The organism is Enterobacter sp. CFEC122, from assembly GCF_052983755.1.
This window is the reverse complement of record NZ_JBRIQR010000020.1, coordinates 46,526-64,050: the sequence shown is the minus strand read 5'-3', so window position 1 is coordinate 64,050 and position 17,525 is coordinate 46,526. Positions and strand designations below refer to the sequence as shown.

The window sequence follows — 17,525 nt, the reverse complement described above, 5'->3', positions numbered from 1 at the left end:
AAAGAAGACACGAAACCGACAGGTGAAGTGTTCAAAGAAAAGCAATGATCTCAGGAGATAGAATGATGATTACTCTGCGCAAACTTCCTCTGGCAGTTGCCGTCGCAGCGGGCGTAATGTCTGCTCAGGCACTGGCCGTGGATTTCCATGGTTATGCTCGTTCCGGTATCGGCTGGACGGGTAGTGGCGGCGAACAGCAGTGCTTCCAGGCAACCGGTGCCCAAAGTAAATACCGTCTGGGTAACGAATGTGAAACCTATGCGGAACTGAAGCTGGGCCAGGAAGTGTGGAAAGAAGGCGACAAGAGCTTCTACTTCGACACCAACGTAGCGTACTCCGTGGCGCAACAGAACGACTGGGAAGCTACCGACCCGGCGTTCCGTGAAGCCAACGTGCAGGGTAAAAACCTGATTGAGTGGCTGCCAGGTTCCACCATCTGGGCCGGTAAGCGCTTCTATCAGCGTCATGACGTTCACATGATCGACTTCTACTACTGGGATATTTCAGGTCCTGGTGCCGGTATCGAAAACGTCGATCTGGGCTTCGGTAAACTGTCTCTGGCAGCGACCCGTTCTCAGGAAGCAGGCGGCTCATACATCTTCACCAGCAACGATATCTATCATGACTTCAAAGACACCGCTAACGACGTCTTCGATGTGCGCTTAGCGCAGATGGAAATCAACCCGGGCGGCACGCTGGAGTTGGGTGTTGACTATGGCCGAGCTAACAAAACTGACGGTTACAGCTTCGCTGACGGCGCATCTAAAGATGGCTGGATGTTCACCGCTGAACATACCCAGAGCATGCTGAAAGGCTACAACAAGTTTGTTGTCCAGTACGCTACCGATGCAATGACCACTCAGGGCAAAGGTATTCCGCAGGGTTCCTTCACCGGCAACAACTATGACAAAGACGCTGAAATTGGTGTTGTAAATAACAAGATTAACAACAACGGTTCCCTGGTTCGTATTCTCGACCACGGTGCGATCTCTCTGGGTGACAGCTGGGATCTGATGTACGTCGGTATGTATCAGGATATCGATCGTGACGACAACAACGGTACGACCTGGTACACCGTGGGTGTGCGCCCAATGTATAAATGGACGCCAATCATGAGCACCTTGCTTGAAGTTGGCTACGACAACGTTAAGTCGCAGAAAACTGACGATACCAACAACCAGTACAAAATTACCCTTGCACAGCAATGGCAGGCCGGTAACAGCATCTGGTCCCGTCCAGCGATCCGTGTCTTCGCAACTTACGCGAAGTGGGATGAGAAATGGGGTTATGACAACGGCATTGCAAAAAGCGATACCAAAGCCAAAACCTACAGCCGTGGTGACAACGATGAGTGGTCCTTCGGCGCCCAGATGGAAATCTGGTGGTAATCCCGTCTTAATCTGACGTAATGACCAAACTGAGGGGCGCAAGCCCCTCAATCCTTGGGACGGCGCGCTATTGCCTGGCTACCGCTGACCTGTGCATTTTGAGGTGATAACAATGAAAATGAACAAAACTCTCCTTGCCCTTTGTTTATCCGCAGGGTTGCTGGCGAGCGCGCCTGCTGTAACGCTCGCTAATGTGAATTTCGTTCCGCAAAACACAACATCCGCGCCGGCCATTCCGGCAGCTGCGTTGCAACAGCTGGTCTGGACGCCTGTCGATCAATCTAAAGCCCAAACGACCCAGCTCTCGACGGGTGGGCAGCCGCTTAATGTTCCGGGTATTAGTGGTCCGGTGGTCGCGTACAGCGTGCCCGCTAACATTGGCGAACTGACGTTAACGCTCTCCAGTGAAGTCAATAAACAGACCAGCGTCTTTGCGCCGAACGTGCTGATTCTTGACCAGAACATGACGCCTTCTGCGTTCTTCCCGAGCGAATATTTTACCTATCAGGAACCGGGTGTCATGAGCGCCGATCGCCTGGAAGGGGTAATGCGCCTGACGCCTGCGCTGGGTCAGCAGAAAATTTATGTACTCGTCTTCACCACGGAAAAAGATTTGCAGCAAACCACCACGCTGCTTGATCCTGCGAAGGCCTATGCCAAAGGCGTAGGTAACGCCGCACCGGATATCCCGGATCCGATCGCCCGCCACACCACTGACGGCCTTGTGAAGCTGAAAGTGTCGACCAGCAGTGCGTCCAGCGTCCTGGTCGGCCCGCTGTTTGGCTCCTCCGGTACCGGCCCTGTCACCGTGGGCAACACCGCTGCGCCTGCCTATACTGCGCCAGCTTCCACGGCAGCCGCACCGGTAGCGACCGCAGCGCCGGCCCCGGCGAAGAAAGCGGAGCCGGTACTGAATGACACCGAAGAATACTTCAACAATGCCATCAAGCAGGCGGTGAAGCGCGGCGATGTCGATAAAGCGCTGAAGCTGCTTGATGAAGCCGAACGTTTAGGTTCAACCACTGCCCGTTCCACCTTTATCAGCAGTGTAAAAGGCAAGGGGTAACCGTTTCCCCACAATGCTGATTTGTTAGTCGTTTGGTGCGCCTGAGTGGGCGCACTTTTTTTCGTCTCCGCCGGGCTGTTGCACTCTTGTTGCGATCGTGATCGTTAAATAACGTTTGGCCCCCCTCAATCCGCGTTTCTGCGATACAATGCCTGTACGTTATGTATCGGAGAGTCTGGCATGTCACACCCTGCGCTAACGCAACTGCGTGCGCTGCGCTATTTCGACCAAATACCTGCGCTTGATCCGCAGCAGCTGGACTGGCTGTTGCTGGAAGATTCCATGACAAAACGTTTTGAGCAGCAGGGAAAAACGGTCACGGTGACCCTGATTCAGGAAGGGTTTGTCTCTGGCGATGAGATCGCCAACGAGCTGCCGCTGCTGCCGCACGAGCCACGTTACTGGCTGCGTGAAATTTTACTCTGCGCTGACGGCGAGCCGTGGCTTGCCGGACGGACGGTGGTGCCCGAGTCCACTTTGTCCGGGCCCGAGCTGGCGCTGCAACGTCTGGGGAAAACGCCGCTGGGGCGTTACCTTTTCACCTCGTCTGAGCTTACCCGGGATTTTATTGAGATTGGTCGTGATGCTGAACTTTGGGGGCGTCGTTCCCGCCTTCGCCTGAGCGGTAAACCGTTAATTCTGACGGAGCTTTTTTTACCGGCATCACCGTTGTACTAAGAGGAAGAAAAAATGGAGTGGAGCCTGACGCAGAATAAGCTGTTGGCGTATCACCGCTTAATGCGTACCGATAAACCGATTGGCGCGTTGCTGCTGCTGTGGCCGACCTTATGGGCGCTGTGGGTCGCCACGCCGGGCGTGCCGCCGCTGTGGATCCTGGGCGTGTTTGTTGCTGGCGTCTGGCTGATGCGCGCAGCGGGCTGCGTGGTCAATGATTATGCCGATCGTAAATTCGACGGCCATGTTAAACGTACTGCCGGTCGTCCGTTACCCAGCGGGCAGGTGACCGGGAAAGAAGCCCGCGTGCTGTTTGCTGTTCTGGTGCTGCTCTCTTTCCTGCTGGTGTTAACCCTGAACACCATGACCATACTGCTTTCCGTTGCGGCGCTGGCACTGGCCTGGGTTTATCCGTTTATGAAGCGCTATACCCACCTGCCTCAGGTGGTACTGGGCGCAGCGTTTGGCTGGTCGATTCCAATGGCGTTTGCGGCAGTTAGTGAGTCCTTACCGCTCAGCTGCTGGCTGATGTTCATGGCGAACATACTTTGGGCCGTGGCTTACGACACGCAATACGCGATGGTTGACCGCGACGATGACCTGAAAATTGGCATCAAATCCACCGCCATCCTCTTTGGCCGTCAGGACAAGCTGATTATCGGGATTCTGCAGGTCGCCGTGCTGGCGCTGATGGTGGCGATTGGCCGCCTGAACGGGCTGAACTGGGCGTTTTACTGGTCGGTGCTGGTGGCAGGGCTGCTGTTTGCGTACCAGCAAAAGCTGATTGCGAAGCGCGAACGCGACGCCTGCTTCAAGGCGTTTATGAACAATAACTACGTCGGTCTGGTGCTGTTTTTAGGCCTGGCGATGAGCTACTTCTTATAAAAAAAGCCGGGTGGCGGCTTCGCCTTACCCGGCCTACGTTTTAGCAGGATATGTAGGCCCGGTAAGCGTTAGCGCCACCGGGCGTTTTTTTACCGGCGACGCAGCAGCCGCAGCGCGTTCGCCGTCACCAGCACCGTCGCGCCGGTATCCGCCAGCACCGCCAGCCACAGTCCGGTCATGCCGAGCAGGGTGGTCACCAGGAAAATCCCCTTCAGCCCCAGCGCGATGCCGATGTTCTGGCGGATGTTGGCACGCGTCGCCCGCGCAAGATCGATCATCTGCGCCAGTCCGGTCAGGCGGTTGTGGGTCAGCGCCGCGTCCGCCGTCTCTAGCGCCACGTCGGTGCCGCTGCCCATCGCAATGCCGATGGTGGACGCCTTCATCGCCGGGGCATCGTTAATCCCGTCTCCGACCATCGCCAGCGGGGCGTGCGCGTTCAGCTCCGTTACCGCGCTGACCTTATCCGCCGGCAGTAATCCGGCTTTAAACGCCAGCCCCAGCTCACCGGCAATCGCTGCCGCCGCGCGAGGGTTATCGCCGGTGAGAATCACGCCCTGCACGCCCAGCTGATGCAGCGCCGCCACGGCTTCTTTTGCGTCATCGCGCAGGGTGTCGCGCAGCGCCAGCATCCCTTTTGCGACGCCGTCCTGCATGACGGTCACGACAGTTTGTCCGGTCTGTTCTAACGCCTCCACCTCAGGATGAGAAGACTTGCCCGCCGCGACAATCAGTACCTTTTTACCGTCAACGGTGGCCTCAATCCCGGAGCCTACCAGCGCCCGCTGAGCGGTTGCCGGTGGGATATTCAGCCCGCGCGACTGCGCTTCTCGCACAATCGCCAGCGCCAGCGTGTGAGTGGAACCCTGCTCTACGGCGGCGGCCAGGATCAGCAGTTCGTCTTCACTGATTTCCTGCGGATACACACCGGTCACCTGCGGCTTGCCGACGGTCAGCGTACCGGTTTTATCGAAGGCGATATGCTGGATCTGGCTCAGCTGCTCCAGCGCCGCGCCGCCCTTAATCAACGCGCCGCGACGTGCCGCCGCCGCCAGGCCGGAGGTAATGGCCGCCGGGGTGGAGATGACCAGCGCGCACGGGCAGCCGATCAGCAGTAGCGTCAGCCCTTTATAAATCCAGCCCTCCCACAGCGCGCCAAAGAACAGCGGTGGGACGACGGTGACCAGCAGGGCAACCAGCATAATGGCGGGCGTGTAGATGCGGCTGAAGCGGTCGATAAAGCGTTCGACCGGCGCGCGGCGCTCTTCGGCCTCTTCAATCAGCTTCAGGATGCGGTCGATGGCGCTTTCACCCGGCTCGGAAAGCACGGTGAGCTGCACCAGACGGTCGACGCTGGTGGCGCCAGCAGGCACTTTTTCACCTGCGGCACGTTCAACCGGAATGGACTCACCGGTCAGGGCACTTTCATCAAAGCTCGCGGTGGCGGTAAGCAGCGCGCCGTCGGCAGGCAGGCGTCCGCCTGCCGCAACTTCTATCACGTCGCCCGGACGCAGGGTCGTGATGGCGACCGTTTCACGCGTGCCGTTTACTACGCGCGTGGCGGTTTCCGGCTTCAGCGCCATCAGCGCGCTGACCCCTTTACGCGCCCGGCTCGCCGCCCAGCCCTCAAGACGTTCACCGATTAAGAACAGCAGCAATACCATCGCCGCTTCTGCCGTCGCGCCAATAAACAGCGCGCCGATGGCCGCCACGCTCATCAGCGTTTCAATGGCGAACCAGCTGCCGCTTTTCATCAGACGCAGCGCCTGGCGGGCAATCGGGAACAGCCCGACCAGCGTGGTGGCGATAAACGCCAGGTTGCCGAACGGATGGTTGATCTGTTCCAGCCCCCAGCTCAGGGCCATCATGATGATCAGGGTAATGAGCGGCAGGTTTTCTTTCAGTGAAGAGGTTTTTTCCGCGGGCGCGGCTTCACTACGCAGGCTGTAACCCGCCTTGCTTACCGCGTCTTCAACCTGTTTGCTGACGTCGTTATCGGCGCTAACCAGCAGCTTTTCGGTGGCGAACAGCACCTGAACGTGGCTGACGCCCGGCACCTGTTTCACCGCATTTTCCACTTTGCGGGCGCAGGCGGCGCAGTCCATGCCGTTAACGACCCAGCTGTAGCGGTTGCCGCTTTCAGGAAGCGTTTGAGTTTGCGTTTCGCACGCGCCTTCGCAGCAGCAGTCGTCTTTCGACGGAACGGGACTGAGCTTAAGCGCCGAGAATTGAGGGACTTTTTTGGGTGTTTCTGGAGTCGACATGGCAGTCTCCGGCAATGATAATTTTCTCATTAACCGCAGCATACACTCTGGAGTCGACTCCAGAGTCAAGCGTTATTTAGATATACAGCGAACGCACAATCAGGAAGTGCCCGGCAAAGTAACAGGCGGCGGCAATCGCGTTATCCGCCCGGAAACGGCGGCGATAGTGGCTGCCCAGCCACACGATATTCCCAATCAGCAGCAGCGCGGCCCCGAAGAACGCGGACATCGCCGGAGCGGTCGGACGGAAGAACCACAGTTCACCTGCCAGCCATACCATCACCAGCGTCATGGCGATAAACGTGCAGATCGGCAACCGCATCTCTTCCAGACGCGACCAGATCACCGCGATCAGCAGGGCACCAATCACCAGCAGGACCAGCGGCAGCGGCCAGAAGAAAGAGAGCGTCATCTGGCTGGCGAAGTAGATGGTATACAGCAGATGCGACAGGAAAAATGCCCCTACGGCATACAGCAGGCGCTGGCGCGGCAGCAGGGTTAAGGCATCGCCAATCAGAGAGGCGCACAGCCCGGCGAGGACCAGATAGCTGACGGCATTAAACATCGGTGCTTGCCAGGCCAGCAGCAACAGGAGCAACAGCGTGACGGGTTTAAACAGCCAGCGCTGCCAGGTGGGACCACGGTACGACGCATCGACATAAAGCCATGCGGAAAAACAGACAGCGATAAATGACCAAAGCATATTAACTCCCTGTATCTGTTAAGTCTGAATAATCAGTTTCTGATCCAGTGTAGTGACGCGGGCGGGCGTTTGGCAATGCCGGGGAAGGCAGGGTATCCTGAATTCCGCATAATCTGATGGGATAGTTGAATGAGCAAGATGCCGCTGTTTTTCATTATCGTGGTGGCGATTATCGTCATTGCCGCCTCGTTCCGCTTCGTGCAGCAGCGCCGCGAGAAGGCGGATAACGATGCCGCGCCGCTGATGCAAAAGCGCGTGGTAGTGACGAACAAACGCGAAAAGCCGCTCAATGACCGCCGCTCGCGCCAGCAGCAGGTGACGCCTGCGGGCACAACAATGCGTTATGAAGCGAGCTTTAAGCCGGAAACGGGCGGCCTGGAGATGACCTTCCGCCTGGAGGCGCAGCAGTACCACCAGCTGACGGTGGGGGAAAAAGGAACGCTGAGTTACAAAGGATCGCGGTTTGAGGGGTTTGTTCCGGAGTTGTAACGCCGGGCGGCACTGCGTTTGCCCGGCCTACGTGGTTTCGTAGGCCCGGTAAGCGAAGCGCCGCCGGGCGACTAAACGCACCTTACTTCTTCACCTGCGCCTTAAACTTCTTCATCCACACCAGCAGCTCAAACACGCCGAAAATAAACACGCGCAGCTGCTGCCAGCCTGTCATCTGCGGGCCGTCTTTCGGCAGACCGTTTTTCAGCATCACCATCTGCAGGGCGTGCATGAACGAGGTGAAAATCAGCGCGACGTTAACAAAAATATTCATCGGGCGCGGGAACGGGTGCACCAGGTTGAGCAGCAAAAACGCCCAGACGCCCAGCATCAGCAAACGTCCCAGATTAATCAGTACCGGCATCGGATCCTCCTTGTGCCTGACGGTGATACAGACGATAAGCAACCTGACCTGCCACTTTTTCACGGTGCAGATCCCAGTGAGCGGGAACCGGCGGCAAACCGTTCTCCACTTCGCTTTCCACGTAAATCATTGCGTCATCCGCCAGCCAGCCGTTTTGCTCCAGCAGGGATAACGTCTCTTCAAGCAGCCCCTTGCGGAACGGCGGGTCGACAAACACCACGGTGTGCGGCGTGCCCTTTTGCGCGAGGAAGCTCAGCGTGTTGGTGTTAACCACTTTCGCGTTGCTCGCTTTCAGCGTCGCCAGATTTTGCTGCAGCGTCTGCGCCACGCCGCGCTCCATCTCCAGCAGCGTGGCGCTGGCAGCATAGCGCGACAGCGCTTCCAGCCCGAGCGCGCCGCTACCGGCGAAGCAGTCCAGGCAGCGGGCGTCTACCATTGACGGGGCCAGCCAGTTAAACAGCGTCTCGCGCACGCGGTCGGTAGTAGGGCGTAAACCGGGGCTGTCCGGCACCGGTAATTTCCGGCCTCGCCACTGACCGCCGATAATACGAATTTGACCGGCCGGGGCGCGGTTGGGTTTCTTCATCTCAGGAAAGCTCTGTTAACAATTGGCCTGCGATTGCGGGCGGTGATGTCAATTAAGTAAAGTGTTAGACTATTTCATCATTTTTTTAGCTTCCATGTATATAGCGCCGCGAGGAGTGTAGTCGCAGATGGCAAAACAAAAAAAACGTGGCTTCTTTTCCTGGCTGGGCTTCGGTGAAAAAGAGCAAGAAACAGAACAGAAAACCGAAGAGCAACAAGCCGTTGAAGAGCCATCGCAGCCTGAAACGCCAGTAGAAACCGCCGCGGTTGTCGATGCGGAAGAAACGGCGCACAGCAAAGAAGAGGTTGAAACCTTTGCTGAAGAGGTGGTTGAGGTCACTGAACAGGTTCAGGAGAGCGAGAAGCAAGAACCGGTTGTCGTAGAAGCCGCTATCGAAGCGCCACAGGCTGCTATCGAACACGAAGAGCTTCCGCTGCCGGAAGAGGTCAAAGACGAAGCGGTGTCTGCCGAAGAGTGGCAGGCCGAAGCGGAAACCGTTGAAATCGTTGAGGCGGTGGAAGAAGAAGCGGCGCTCGAGCCGGAGCTGACCGACGAAGAGCTGGAAGCCCAGGCGCTGGCGGCGGAAGCGGCTGAAGAAGCGGTCATCGTTGTGCCGGTAGAAGAGCAGGCCGAAGAAGAGATCGTTCAGGAGCAGGAAAAACCGACCAAAGAGGGTTTCTTCGCGCGCCTGAAGCGCAGCCTGCTTAAAACCAAAGAAAACTTAGGTTCCGGATTTATCAGTCTGTTCCGCGGCAAGAAGATCGACGACGATCTGTTTGAAGAGCTGGAAGAGCAGCTGCTGATTGCGGACGTTGGGGTGGAAACCACCCGTAAGATCATTGCCAATCTGACCGAAGGGGCGAGCCGCAAGCAATTGCGTGACGCCGAAGCGCTGTACGGCCTGCTGAAAGACGAGATGGGTGAAATTCTCGCAAAAGTTGACGAACCGCTTAATATTGAAGGCAAAACGCCATTTGTTATTCTGATGGTCGGCGTGAACGGCGTGGGTAAAACCACCACCATCGGCAAGCTGGCGCGTCAGTTCGAGCAGCAGGGCAAATCGGTGATGCTGGCGGCGGGCGATACCTTCCGTGCGGCGGCGGTTGAGCAGCTGCAGGTCTGGGGCCAGCGCAACAACATCCCGGTGATTGCTCAGCATACCGGCGCGGATTCCGCATCCGTGATCTTTGACGCCATCCAGGCGGCGAAGGCGCGTAACGTGGACGTGCTGATAGCCGATACCGCAGGGCGTTTGCAGAACAAATCGCATCTGATGGAAGAGCTGAAGAAGATCGTTCGCGTCATGAAGAAGCTGGACGAAGACGCACCGCATGAAATTATGCTGACTATTGATGCCAGCACCGGACAGAACGCCATCAGCCAGGCGAAGCTGTTCCATGAAGCGGTAGGACTGACGGGGATCACGCTGACCAAACTGGACGGCACCGCGAAAGGCGGGGTGATCTTCTCCGTGGCCGACCAGTTCGGCATTCCTATCCGTTACATCGGTGTGGGCGAGCGTATTGAGGATTTACGTCCGTTTAAGGCGGACGACTTTATTGAGGCATTATTTGCCCGAGAGGACTAACAATGATTCGCTTTGAACACGTCAGCAAGGCCTATCTCGGTGGGAGACAAGCGCTGCAGGGGGTGACCTTTCACCTGCAGCCGGGCGAGATGGCATTCCTGACCGGCCATTCCGGCGCGGGGAAAAGTACCCTGCTCAAGCTTATCTGTGGGATCGAGCGGCCAAGCGCCGGAAAAATCTTTTTCAGCGGCCATGAGATCAGCCGTCTGAAAAACCGTGAGGTGCCGTTCCTGCGTCGTCAGATCGGCATGATTTTCCAGGATCACCACCTGCTGATGGATCGCACCGTTTTCGATAACGTGGCCATTCCGCTGATTATTGCCGGCGCCAGCTATGACGATATCCGCCGCCGCGTCTCTGCGGCGCTGGATAAGGTCGGGCTACTGGACAAAGCGAAGAACTTCCCGATCCAGCTCTCCGGCGGTGAACAGCAGCGCGTGGGTATCGCCCGCGCGGTGGTGAACAAGCCTGCCGTGCTGCTGGCGGATGAACCGACCGGTAACCTGGACGATGCCCTGTCAGAAGGGATTTTGCGTCTGTTTGAGGAGTTTAACCGCGTAGGGGTTACCGTATTGATGGCAACGCACGACATCGGGCTGATTTCCCGTCGTTCGTACCGCATGCTGACCCTGAGCGACGGGCATTTGCACGGAGGCCACGGTGAACAAGCGTGATGCAATAAACCAGATTCGGCAGTTCGGGAACCGGTTTGACCGTTTCCGTAAGCCGCAGGGCGGGGGTGACGGCAATCGTAATGCGCCGAAGCGCCAGAAGGCCGCGCCAAAACCGGCCTCCCGCAAAACTAACGTCTTTAACGAGCAGGTGCGCTACGCGTTCCACGGCGCGCTGCAGGACCTGAAAAGCAAACCGCTGGCGACGTTCCTGACGGTGATGGTAATCGCCATCTCCCTGACGCTGCCAAGCGTCTGCTACATGGTTTACAAGAACGTCAACCAGGCAGCGTCGCAGTATTATCCGTCTCCGCAGATCACGGTCTATCTGGATAAAGCGCTCGACGATAACGCGGCGGCGCAGGTGGTTGGGCAAATTCAGGCCGAGCAGGGCGTGGAGAAGGTCAACTATCTTTCACGTGAAGACGCGCTGGGCGAGTTCCGCAACTGGTCAGGCTTTGGCGGTGCGCTGGATATGCTTGAAGAGAACCCGCTGCCCGCCGTGGCGGTGGTGATCCCGAAGCTGGATTTCCAGGGGACCGATTCGCTTAACACCCTGCGCGATCGCATCACGCGCATTAAGGGCATTGATGAAGTGCGCATGGATGACAGCTGGTTTGCGCGTCTCGCTGCTTTGACCGGGCTGGTAGGCCGCGTCGCGGCGATGATTGGCGTGCTGATGGTGGCGGCGGTCTTCCTCGTCATCGGCAACAGCGTACGCCTGAGCATCTTCGCTCGTCGCGATACCATCAACGTGCAGAAACTGATTGGTGCGACGGATGGCTTCATCCTCCGACCGTTCCTTTACGGTGGCGCACTGCTCGGTTTTTCCGGCGCATTTCTTTCACTGATATTGTCAGAAATTTTGGTGATGCGGCTTTCCTCTGCCGTGACTGAAGTGGCGCAGGTTTTCGGAACCAAGTTTGATATCAGTGGTTTAGGGTTCGATGAGTGCCTGTTACTGCTGCTGGTGTGTTCGATGATTGGGTGGGTGGCAGCGTGGCTGGCAACCGTTCAACATTTACGTCACTTTACTCCCGACTAATAAAAGCGTGATATAATCTTTCCCTGCACCGAGATGTTCGCTCTGCAGGGAAAGCGTCCCTGTTGTCTCTTCCCCTGTTATCATCTCCATGTCACATTTTGTGCGTAATTTATTCACCGTTGCACCTGGAACTTGTGGATAAAATCACTGTCTGATAAAAGAGTGAATGCTAATCTCGTTGCTCAAACGCTTTGGCATGGTTGTTGCCTGACGGGGACAGCCTGGACCAGAAGAAACACTGAGAGGAATGAATGACCAAAGAAATGCAAACTTTAGCTTTAGCCCCTGTTGGTAACCTGGAATCCTATATCCGGGCTGCGAACACCTGGCCGATGTTAACGGCCGAGGAAGAAAAGGAGCTTGCTGAAAAGCTGCATTACCAGGGCGATCTGGAAGCAGCGAAAAAGCTGATCCTGTCTCACCTGCGCTTTGTTGTTCACATTGCTCGTAATTATGCGGGCTATGGCCTGCCGCAGGCGGACTTGATTCAGGAAGGTAACATCGGCCTGATGAAGGCTGTGCGTCGCTTTAACCCGGAAGTGGGGGTGCGACTGGTCTCCTTCGCCGTCCACTGGATCAAAGCAGAAATTCATGAATACGTGCTGCGCAACTGGCGTATCGTGAAAGTCGCCACGACAAAAGCGCAACGCAAACTGTTCTTCAACCTGCGTAAAACCAAGCAGCGTCTGGGCTGGTTCAATCAGGATGAAGTGGAAATGGTCGCGCGCGAGCTGGGTGTTTCCAGCAAAGACGTGCGTGAGATGGAATCCCGTATGGCCGCGCAGGACATGACTTTTGACATGTCTTCCGACGACGACGCATCTGACAGCCAGCCGATGGCACCGGTTCTGTATCTGCAGGATAAAACCTCTAACTTTGCCGACGGCATCGAAGAGGACAACTGGGAAGATCAGGCCGCGAACAAGCTGAGCTATGCGATGGAAGGCCTCGACGAACGTAGCCAGGATATTATCCGCGCCCGCTGGCTGGACGAAGACAACAAGTCCACGCTGCAGGAGCTGGCCGACCGCTACGGCGTCTCTGCGGAACGTGTCCGTCAGCTTGAAAAGAACGCCATGAAGAAACTTCGCGCCGCTATCGAAGCGTAATTAACGCGAAGTACACCGAGAACCCCTGGATGAGAGTCTGGGGGTTTTGTTTTTTTAGCGCCCGCTCTGGCGAATTCCCTCCCCCTGGCAAACACTTACTGATGCGCTAAGCAGGCGACTTTCTCAGGGGGACAGGGTGAAAAACAACGAACTGAACGACCGGCGGTTACAGGCGACGCCGCGCGGCATCGGCGTGATGTGTAACTTCTATGCCGATAAAGCCGAAAACGCCACGGTGTGGGACGTGGAAGGCAATGAGTACATCGACTTCGCCGCCGGGATCGCGGTGCTGAATACCGGCCATCGCCATCCTAAAGTCATCTCCGCTATAGAAAAACAACTCCACGCGTTTACCCATACGGCCTACCAGATTGTGCCGTACGAAGGCTACGTGGCGCTTGCCGAGCGCATCAACCAGCGCGTGCCGATTGACGGCCCGGCCAAAACCGCGTTCTTCTCGACGGGGGCTGAGGCGGTCGAAAACGCGGTGAAAATTGCCCGCGCCTTTACCAAACGCCCCGGCCTTATCACCTTCGGCGGCGCGTTCCACGGCCGCACCTTTATGACCATGGCGCTGACCGGCAAAGTCGCGCCCTACAAGCTCGGCTTTGGACCTTTCCCCGGCTCGGTTTATCACGCCCAGTATCCGAATGAACTGCACGGCGTCAGCACCGCTGAGGCGTTAAAAAGCCTGGAACGTATCTTTAAAGCGGATATTGCCCCTGACCAGGTCGCGGCGATTATTCTCGAACCGGTTCAGGGAGAGGGTGGTTTCAACATCGCCCCGGCTGATTTTATGCAGGCGCTGCGCGCCCTGTGCGATACCCACGGCATTTTGCTGATTGCCGACGAGGTGCAAAGCGGCTTCGCCCGCACCGGCAAGCTGTTCTCGATGGAACATCACTGCGTGAAGCCCGATCTGATCACCATGGCGAAAAGCCTGGCGGGCGGGATGCCGCTCTCTGCGGTGTCGGGACGTGCTGAGGTGATGGATGCGCCCGCGCCGGGTGGGCTGGGCGGTACCTACGCGGGTAACCCGCTGGCGATTGCGGCGGCGCACGCCGTGCTGGACGTGATTGACGAAGAGGATCTCTGCACGCGATCGGCGCATCTTGGCCATCACCTGGTGGAAGTGTTGAACAAGGCGAAGGAACACTGCCCGTATATCGCGGATATTCGCGCGCAGGGCTCGATGGTGGCGGTGGAGTTTAACGATCCGCAAACGGGTCAGCCTTCGCCGGAATTTACCCGCCAGGTGCAGGAGCGTGCACTGCAGGAAGGTCTGCTGCTTCTGAGCTGCGGCGTCTACGGCAACGTCATTCGTTTCCTCTATCCTCTGACGATTCCCGAAGTGCAGTTCCGTAAAGCGCTGGACATTATCTCCGCGTCGCTGACACGTTAAAGCCACATGCCCGGCGGAACTCTCTGCCGGGCTTATCATATATTCATTTCAAATTTGCTATTCCAAAATCATAAAAATGGGGTATGTTTTAGCAGAGTATGCTGAAAAAGCGCGAACAGCACACCTATAACTGAAATAAAGCGCTGCACAACAACATCACAACAATCGTAATAACCATAATAATGGGGAATCTCAGGATGAACATGAAGGGTAAAGCGTTACTGGCAGGATGTATCGCGTTGGCATTCAGCACCATGGCGCAGGCAGACATCAAAGTGGCTGTGGTTGGCGCCATGTCCGGTCCGGTAGCGCAGTACGGCGACCAGGAGTTTACTGGCGCAGAACAGGCGGTTGCAGACATTAACGCTAAGGGCGGTATCAAGGGCGAAAAACTGCAGATCGTAAAATACGACGATGCCTGTGACCCGAAACAGGCGGTCGCGGTGGCGAACAAAGTGGTCAACGATGGCATCAAATACGTTATCGGTCACCTGTGCTCCTCTTCTACTCAGCCCGCGTCTGACATCTACGAAGATGAAGGTATTCTGATGATCACCCCGGCTGCGACCGCACCGGAGCTGACCGCGCGCGGCTACAAGCTGACCCTGCGTACCACCGGTCTGGACTCCGATCAGGGCCCAACGGCGGCTAAGTACATTCTGGAAAAAGTGAAGCCGCAGCGTATCGCGATTGTTCACGACAAACAGCAGTACGGCGAAGGTCTGGCCCGTGCGGTGCAGGACGGTCTGAAAAAAGGCAATGCCAACGTGGTCTTCTTTGACGGGATCACCGCCGGCGAGAAAGACTTCTCCACCCTGGTGGCGCGTCTGAAGAAAGAGAATATCGATTTCGTTTACTACGGCGGCTACCACCCGGAAATGGGCCAGATCCTGCGCCAGGCGCGCGCTGCGGGTCTGAAAACCCAGTTCATGGGCCCGGAAGGCGTGGCGAACGTTTCCCTGTCTAACATCGCGGGTGAATCTGCCGAAGGTCTGCTGGTGACCAAGCCGAAGAACTACGACCAGGTGCCAGCGAACAAACCTATCGTAGATGCCATCAAGGCGAAGAAGCAGGATCCAAGCGGCGCGTTCGTCTGGACCACCTACGCAGCGCTGCAGTCTCTGCAGGCAGGTCTGAATCAGTCAGCCGATCCGGCTGAGATTGCCACCTGGCTGAAAGCCAACACGGTGGAAACCGTGATGGGGCCGCTCTCCTGGGACGCGAAGGGCGATCTGAAGGGCTTTGAGTTCGGCGTGTTTGACTGGCATGCTAACGGCACGGCAACTGACGCCAAATAATACCCTGGGAAAATGCGGTAGAAATTGTAGGCCGGGCAAGGCGCAGCCGCCACCCGGCTTTCTTTTAGCGCTTCTCCCACCCGCTCTCCTGCGCCGTAAACCCTAACGCCTGCATAAACGCCGCCATGACGCCGCGGTCTTCCACGCCCACGTCGGCCATCCACCATGAGGTCACGCCCGGGTTTTCGCGGAGCACTTCTTCAATTAAATACTGCCCCACGCCGCGACGGCGGGTCACGTCACGCACGCGCAGCGAGTCCAGCGCCCCTTCCGTGCCGCTCAGCGTTACGCGAACGGCGGCCAGAAGACGCTCGTTAAAGCGCGCGGCATAGATACGGTGATTTTCGTCGACGGCCAGCGACGAAGGGGAATATTCCGGCCAGATCTTGCCCAGGTCGATATGATCCTGGTCGCTAAAGGTCACCAGACGCACGATAGTCAGTTTCATTAGCTGCTTGTCCAAATCAAATTGAGTAGGGGCAGTGTACTCAATTTATTCGCTCAGCGGCTTCCTCTTTTTATCGCCGTTTGCCAGGTGATTAGTTTTTTGGCAGCGCGTTGGGCAGTTTGAAAACACATGGATCGAAAAATAAGCAGGATTTTAACCTGAATGGCAGTGATTTATTCGGCGCTTTGTACCGTTATTTTATGCTGCAAACTGCACTTTTATTTGTTTATCTCTGCCTGATTTCAGAATATTATCTTTGCTTAATCGCCTGAAAAATAGAGATTTTAGTCTGGTTTTTGACAAAAACCTGCGCTAAACCATTAAAGGCACTGGTAAAAATAGCGTTGTTCATTAAAAGTACAGAATGCTTTTTAACCATAATAAAACAAAATATAAACACGACATCACGAATGGGGATTCAGAGATGAAAAGGAACGCGAAGACGTTAATCGCGGGGATGGTCGCACTGTCGATCTCGCATGCCGCCATGGCGGAAGACATAAAAGTTGCGGTAGTGGGTGCGATGTCCGGCCCTGTTGCCCAGTGGGGTGACATGGAGTTCAACGGTGCGCGCCAGGCCATCAAAGACATCAACGCTAAGGGCGGCATCAAAGGCGACAAGCTGGTGGGCGTGGAGTATGACGACGCCTGCGATCCGAAACAGGCCGTCGCGGTCGCCAACAAAATCGTCAACGATGGCATCCAGTATGTGATCGGCCACCTGTGCTCATCGTCCACCCAGCCCGCGTCTGATATCTACGAAGACGAAGGCATTCTGATGATCACCCCTGGCGCCACTAACCCTGAGCTGACCCAGCGCGGCTACCAGCACATCATGCGCACCGCCGGTCTGGACTCCTCTCAGGGGCCTACCGCCGCCAAATACATCCTTGAAACCGTCAAGCCGCAGCGTATCGCCATTATTCATGACAAGCAGCAGTACGGCGAAGGCCTGGCGCGCTCCGTTCAGGACGGCCTGAAAAAAGGCGGCGCGAACATCGTCTTCTTCGACGGCATTACCGCCGGTGAGAAAGACTTCTCCGCGCTGATCGCCCGTCTGCAAAAAGAGAATATCGACTTTGTTTACTACGGCGGCTACTACCCGGAGATGGGGCAGATGCTGCGTCAGGCGCGGGCCACCGGTCTGAAAACTCAGTTTATGGGGCCAGAGGGCGTGGGCAATGCCTCCCTGTCCAACATCGCCGGGGATTCTGCCGAAGGCATGCTGGTGACGATGCCAAAACGCTATGACCAGGATCCGGCCAACAAGGCTATCGTGGATGCGCTCAAGGCGCAGAAGAAAGATCCGAGTGGTCCGTACGTCTGGATCACCTATGCCGCCGTACAGTCTCTGGCCACCGCGCTGGATCGTACCGGCAGCAAAGAACCGCTGGATCTGGTGAAAGATTTAAAAGCACACGGGGCGAACACCGTGATTGGGCCGCTGAACTGGGATGAGAAAGGCGATCTGAAGGGATTTGAGTTTGGTGTCTTTAAGTGGCACGCCGACGGTTCGTCTTCGGCCGCCAAATAATTATCCCACCGCC

The 17,525-nt window shown here is 56.8% G+C and carries 17 protein-coding genes; 12 read left to right on the top strand and 5 right to left on the bottom strand.

Annotated elements, in window-relative coordinates; all coding sequences use genetic code 11:
• Positions 1–62 precede the first annotated feature (62 nt).
• The 4 genes from ACVCAM_RS15355 to ubiA all read left to right on the top strand — a co-directional run bounded on the left by ACVCAM_RS15355 (position 63) and on the right by ubiA (position 4,014).
• Complete coding sequence (locus tag ACVCAM_RS15355) at positions 63–1,388, top strand: maltoporin (protein ID WP_407222962.1); 1,326 nt, start codon at positions 63–65, stop codon at positions 1,386–1,388.
• Between the two features lie 112 nt (positions 1,389–1,500).
• Positions 1,501–2,454 carry a maltose operon protein MalM gene (malM, locus tag ACVCAM_RS15350; RefSeq protein WP_025912217.1) on the top strand — a complete coding sequence of 318 codons (954 nt, stop codon included), beginning with the start codon at positions 1,501–1,503 and terminating at the stop codon, positions 2,452–2,454.
• Positions 2,455–2,634: 180 nt separating this feature from the next.
• Positions 2,635–3,132 carry a chorismate lyase gene (gene ubiC, locus ACVCAM_RS15345; protein ID WP_021242729.1) on the top strand — a complete coding sequence of 166 codons (498 nt, stop codon included), beginning with the start codon at positions 2,635–2,637 and terminating at the stop codon, positions 3,130–3,132.
• A gap of 12 nt (positions 3,133–3,144) precedes the next feature.
• A complete protein-coding gene (ubiA, locus tag ACVCAM_RS15340) occupies positions 3,145–4,014 on the top strand; it encodes a 4-hydroxybenzoate octaprenyltransferase (RefSeq protein ID WP_407222963.1) in 870 nt (289 codons plus the stop codon).
• Between the two features lie 89 nt (positions 4,015–4,103).
• Here the strand turns inward: ubiA and zntA are convergent, their stop codons facing one another.
• Positions 4,104–6,275 carry a Zn(II)/Cd(II)/Pb(II) translocating P-type ATPase ZntA gene (gene zntA / locus ACVCAM_RS15335; protein WP_025912216.1) on the bottom strand — a complete coding sequence of 724 codons (2,172 nt, stop codon included), beginning with the start codon at positions 6,273–6,275 and terminating at the stop codon, positions 4,104–4,106.
• Between the two features lie 76 nt (positions 6,276–6,351).
• Positions 6,352–6,978, bottom strand: a complete 627-nt coding sequence (locus ACVCAM_RS15330) for a lysoplasmalogenase (RefSeq protein ID WP_008500086.1) — start codon at positions 6,976–6,978, stop codon at positions 6,352–6,354.
• A gap of 129 nt (positions 6,979–7,107) precedes the next feature.
• On the opposite strand from ACVCAM_RS15330, the gene ACVCAM_RS15325 reads away from it, so the two are divergent.
• Positions 7,108–7,467: a DUF2500 domain-containing protein gene (locus ACVCAM_RS15325; RefSeq protein ID WP_008500087.1), complete on the top strand. Its 360-nt coding sequence runs from the start codon at positions 7,108–7,110 to the stop codon at positions 7,465–7,467.
• Positions 7,468–7,549: 82 nt separating this feature from the next.
• On the opposite strand, the gene ACVCAM_RS15320 is transcribed toward ACVCAM_RS15325, so the two are convergent.
• Both ACVCAM_RS15320 and rsmD read right to left on the bottom strand, forming a co-directional pair.
• Positions 7,550–7,831 (bottom strand): DUF1145 family protein, encoded by a 282-nt coding sequence (locus ACVCAM_RS15320; protein WP_008500088.1) that lies wholly within the window; start codon positions 7,829–7,831, stop codon positions 7,550–7,552.
• On the bottom strand, positions 7,815–8,417 hold the full coding sequence (gene rsmD / locus ACVCAM_RS15315) for a 16S rRNA (guanine(966)-N(2))-methyltransferase (RefSeq protein ID WP_407222964.1): 603 nt from the start codon (positions 8,415–8,417) through the stop codon (positions 7,815–7,817). The genes ACVCAM_RS15320 and rsmD overlap by 17 nt, the downstream gene beginning before the upstream one ends.
• A 127-nt stretch (positions 8,418–8,544) precedes the next feature.
• Here rsmD and ftsY point away from each other — a divergent pair, with 127 nt between their 5' ends.
• The 6 genes from ftsY (at position 8,545) to livJ (ending at position 15,530) form a co-directional block, all read left to right on the top strand.
• Positions 8,545–10,005, top strand: a complete 1,461-nt coding sequence (ftsY, locus tag ACVCAM_RS15310; RefSeq protein WP_407222965.1) for a signal recognition particle-docking protein FtsY — start codon at positions 8,545–8,547, stop codon at positions 10,003–10,005.
• 2 nt (positions 10,006–10,007) lie between these two features.
• On the top strand, positions 10,008–10,679 hold the full coding sequence (ftsE, locus tag ACVCAM_RS15305; protein WP_008500091.1) for a cell division ATP-binding protein FtsE: 672 nt from the start codon (positions 10,008–10,010) through the stop codon (positions 10,677–10,679).
• A complete protein-coding gene (gene ftsX, locus ACVCAM_RS15300; RefSeq protein WP_023326488.1) occupies positions 10,666–11,721 on the top strand; it encodes a permease-like cell division protein FtsX in 1,056 nt (351 codons plus the stop codon). The genes ftsE and ftsX overlap by 14 nt, the downstream gene beginning before the upstream one ends.
• 251 nt (positions 11,722–11,972) lie before the next feature.
• Complete coding sequence (gene rpoH / locus ACVCAM_RS15295) at positions 11,973–12,830, top strand: RNA polymerase sigma factor RpoH (RefSeq protein WP_008500093.1); 858 nt, start codon at positions 11,973–11,975, stop codon at positions 12,828–12,830.
• Between the two features lie 136 nt (positions 12,831–12,966).
• On the top strand, positions 12,967–14,232 hold the full coding sequence (locus ACVCAM_RS15290) for a 4-aminobutyrate--2-oxoglutarate transaminase (RefSeq protein ID WP_008500095.1): 1,266 nt from the start codon (positions 12,967–12,969) through the stop codon (positions 14,230–14,232).
• Positions 14,233–14,429: 197 nt separating this feature from the next.
• The gene (gene livJ / locus ACVCAM_RS15285) at positions 14,430–15,530 is read left to right on the top strand and encodes a branched chain amino acid ABC transporter substrate-binding protein LivJ (RefSeq protein WP_072201786.1); all 1,101 of its coding nucleotides are present in this window, start codon (positions 14,430–14,432) and stop codon (positions 15,528–15,530) included.
• 64 nt (positions 15,531–15,594) lie between these two features.
• Here livJ and panM read toward each other — a convergent pair whose 3' ends face one another.
• Positions 15,595–15,978: an aspartate 1-decarboxylase autocleavage activator PanM gene (gene panM, locus ACVCAM_RS15280; protein ID WP_008500097.1), complete on the bottom strand. Its 384-nt coding sequence runs from the start codon at positions 15,976–15,978 to the stop codon at positions 15,595–15,597.
• A gap of 424 nt (positions 15,979–16,402) precedes the next feature.
• Between panM and livK the strand changes: the two genes are divergently transcribed.
• Positions 16,403–17,512, top strand: coding sequence for a high-affinity branched-chain amino acid ABC transporter substrate-binding protein LivK (livK, locus tag ACVCAM_RS15275; RefSeq protein WP_008500098.1), 1,110 nt, complete (start codon positions 16,403–16,405; stop codon positions 17,510–17,512).
• The last annotated feature ends 13 nt before the right edge of the window (positions 17,513–17,525 follow it).

Coding starts and splice junctions, on each gene's coding strand:
- malM (WP_025912217.1), top strand. CDS start 1,501: ATGAAAATGAACAAAACTCTCCTTGCCCTTTGTTTATCCGCAGGGTTG.
- livK (WP_008500098.1), top strand. CDS start 16,403: ATGAAAAGGAACGCGAAGACGTTAATCGCGGGGATGGTCGCACTGTCG.
- ACVCAM_RS15325 (WP_008500087.1), top strand. CDS start 7,108: ATGAGCAAGATGCCGCTGTTTTTCATTATCGTGGTGGCGATTATCGTC.
- ubiC (WP_021242729.1), top strand. CDS start 2,635: ATGTCACACCCTGCGCTAACGCAACTGCGTGCGCTGCGCTATTTCGAC.
- panM (WP_008500097.1), bottom strand. CDS start 15,978: ATGAAACTGACTATCGTGCGTCTGGTGACCTTTAGCGACCAGGATCAT.
- ubiA (WP_407222963.1), top strand. CDS start 3,145: ATGGAGTGGAGCCTGACGCAGAATAAGCTGTTGGCGTATCACCGCTTA.
- ftsE (WP_008500091.1), top strand. CDS start 10,008: ATGATTCGCTTTGAACACGTCAGCAAGGCCTATCTCGGTGGGAGACAA.
- rsmD (WP_407222964.1), bottom strand. CDS start 8,417: ATGAAGAAACCCAACCGCGCCCCGGCCGGTCAAATTCGTATTATCGGC.
- ACVCAM_RS15320 (WP_008500088.1), bottom strand. CDS start 7,831: ATGCCGGTACTGATTAATCTGGGACGTTTGCTGATGCTGGGCGTCTGG.
- zntA (WP_025912216.1), bottom strand. CDS start 6,275: ATGTCGACTCCAGAAACACCCAAAAAAGTCCCTCAATTCTCGGCGCTT.
- ACVCAM_RS15355 (WP_407222962.1), top strand. CDS start 63: ATGATGATTACTCTGCGCAAACTTCCTCTGGCAGTTGCCGTCGCAGCG.
- rpoH (WP_008500093.1), top strand. CDS start 11,973: ATGACCAAAGAAATGCAAACTTTAGCTTTAGCCCCTGTTGGTAACCTG.
- ftsY (WP_407222965.1), top strand. CDS start 8,545: ATGGCAAAACAAAAAAAACGTGGCTTCTTTTCCTGGCTGGGCTTCGGT.
- livJ (WP_072201786.1), top strand. CDS start 14,430: ATGAACATGAAGGGTAAAGCGTTACTGGCAGGATGTATCGCGTTGGCA.
- ACVCAM_RS15330 (WP_008500086.1), bottom strand. CDS start 6,978: ATGCTTTGGTCATTTATCGCTGTCTGTTTTTCCGCATGGCTTTATGTC.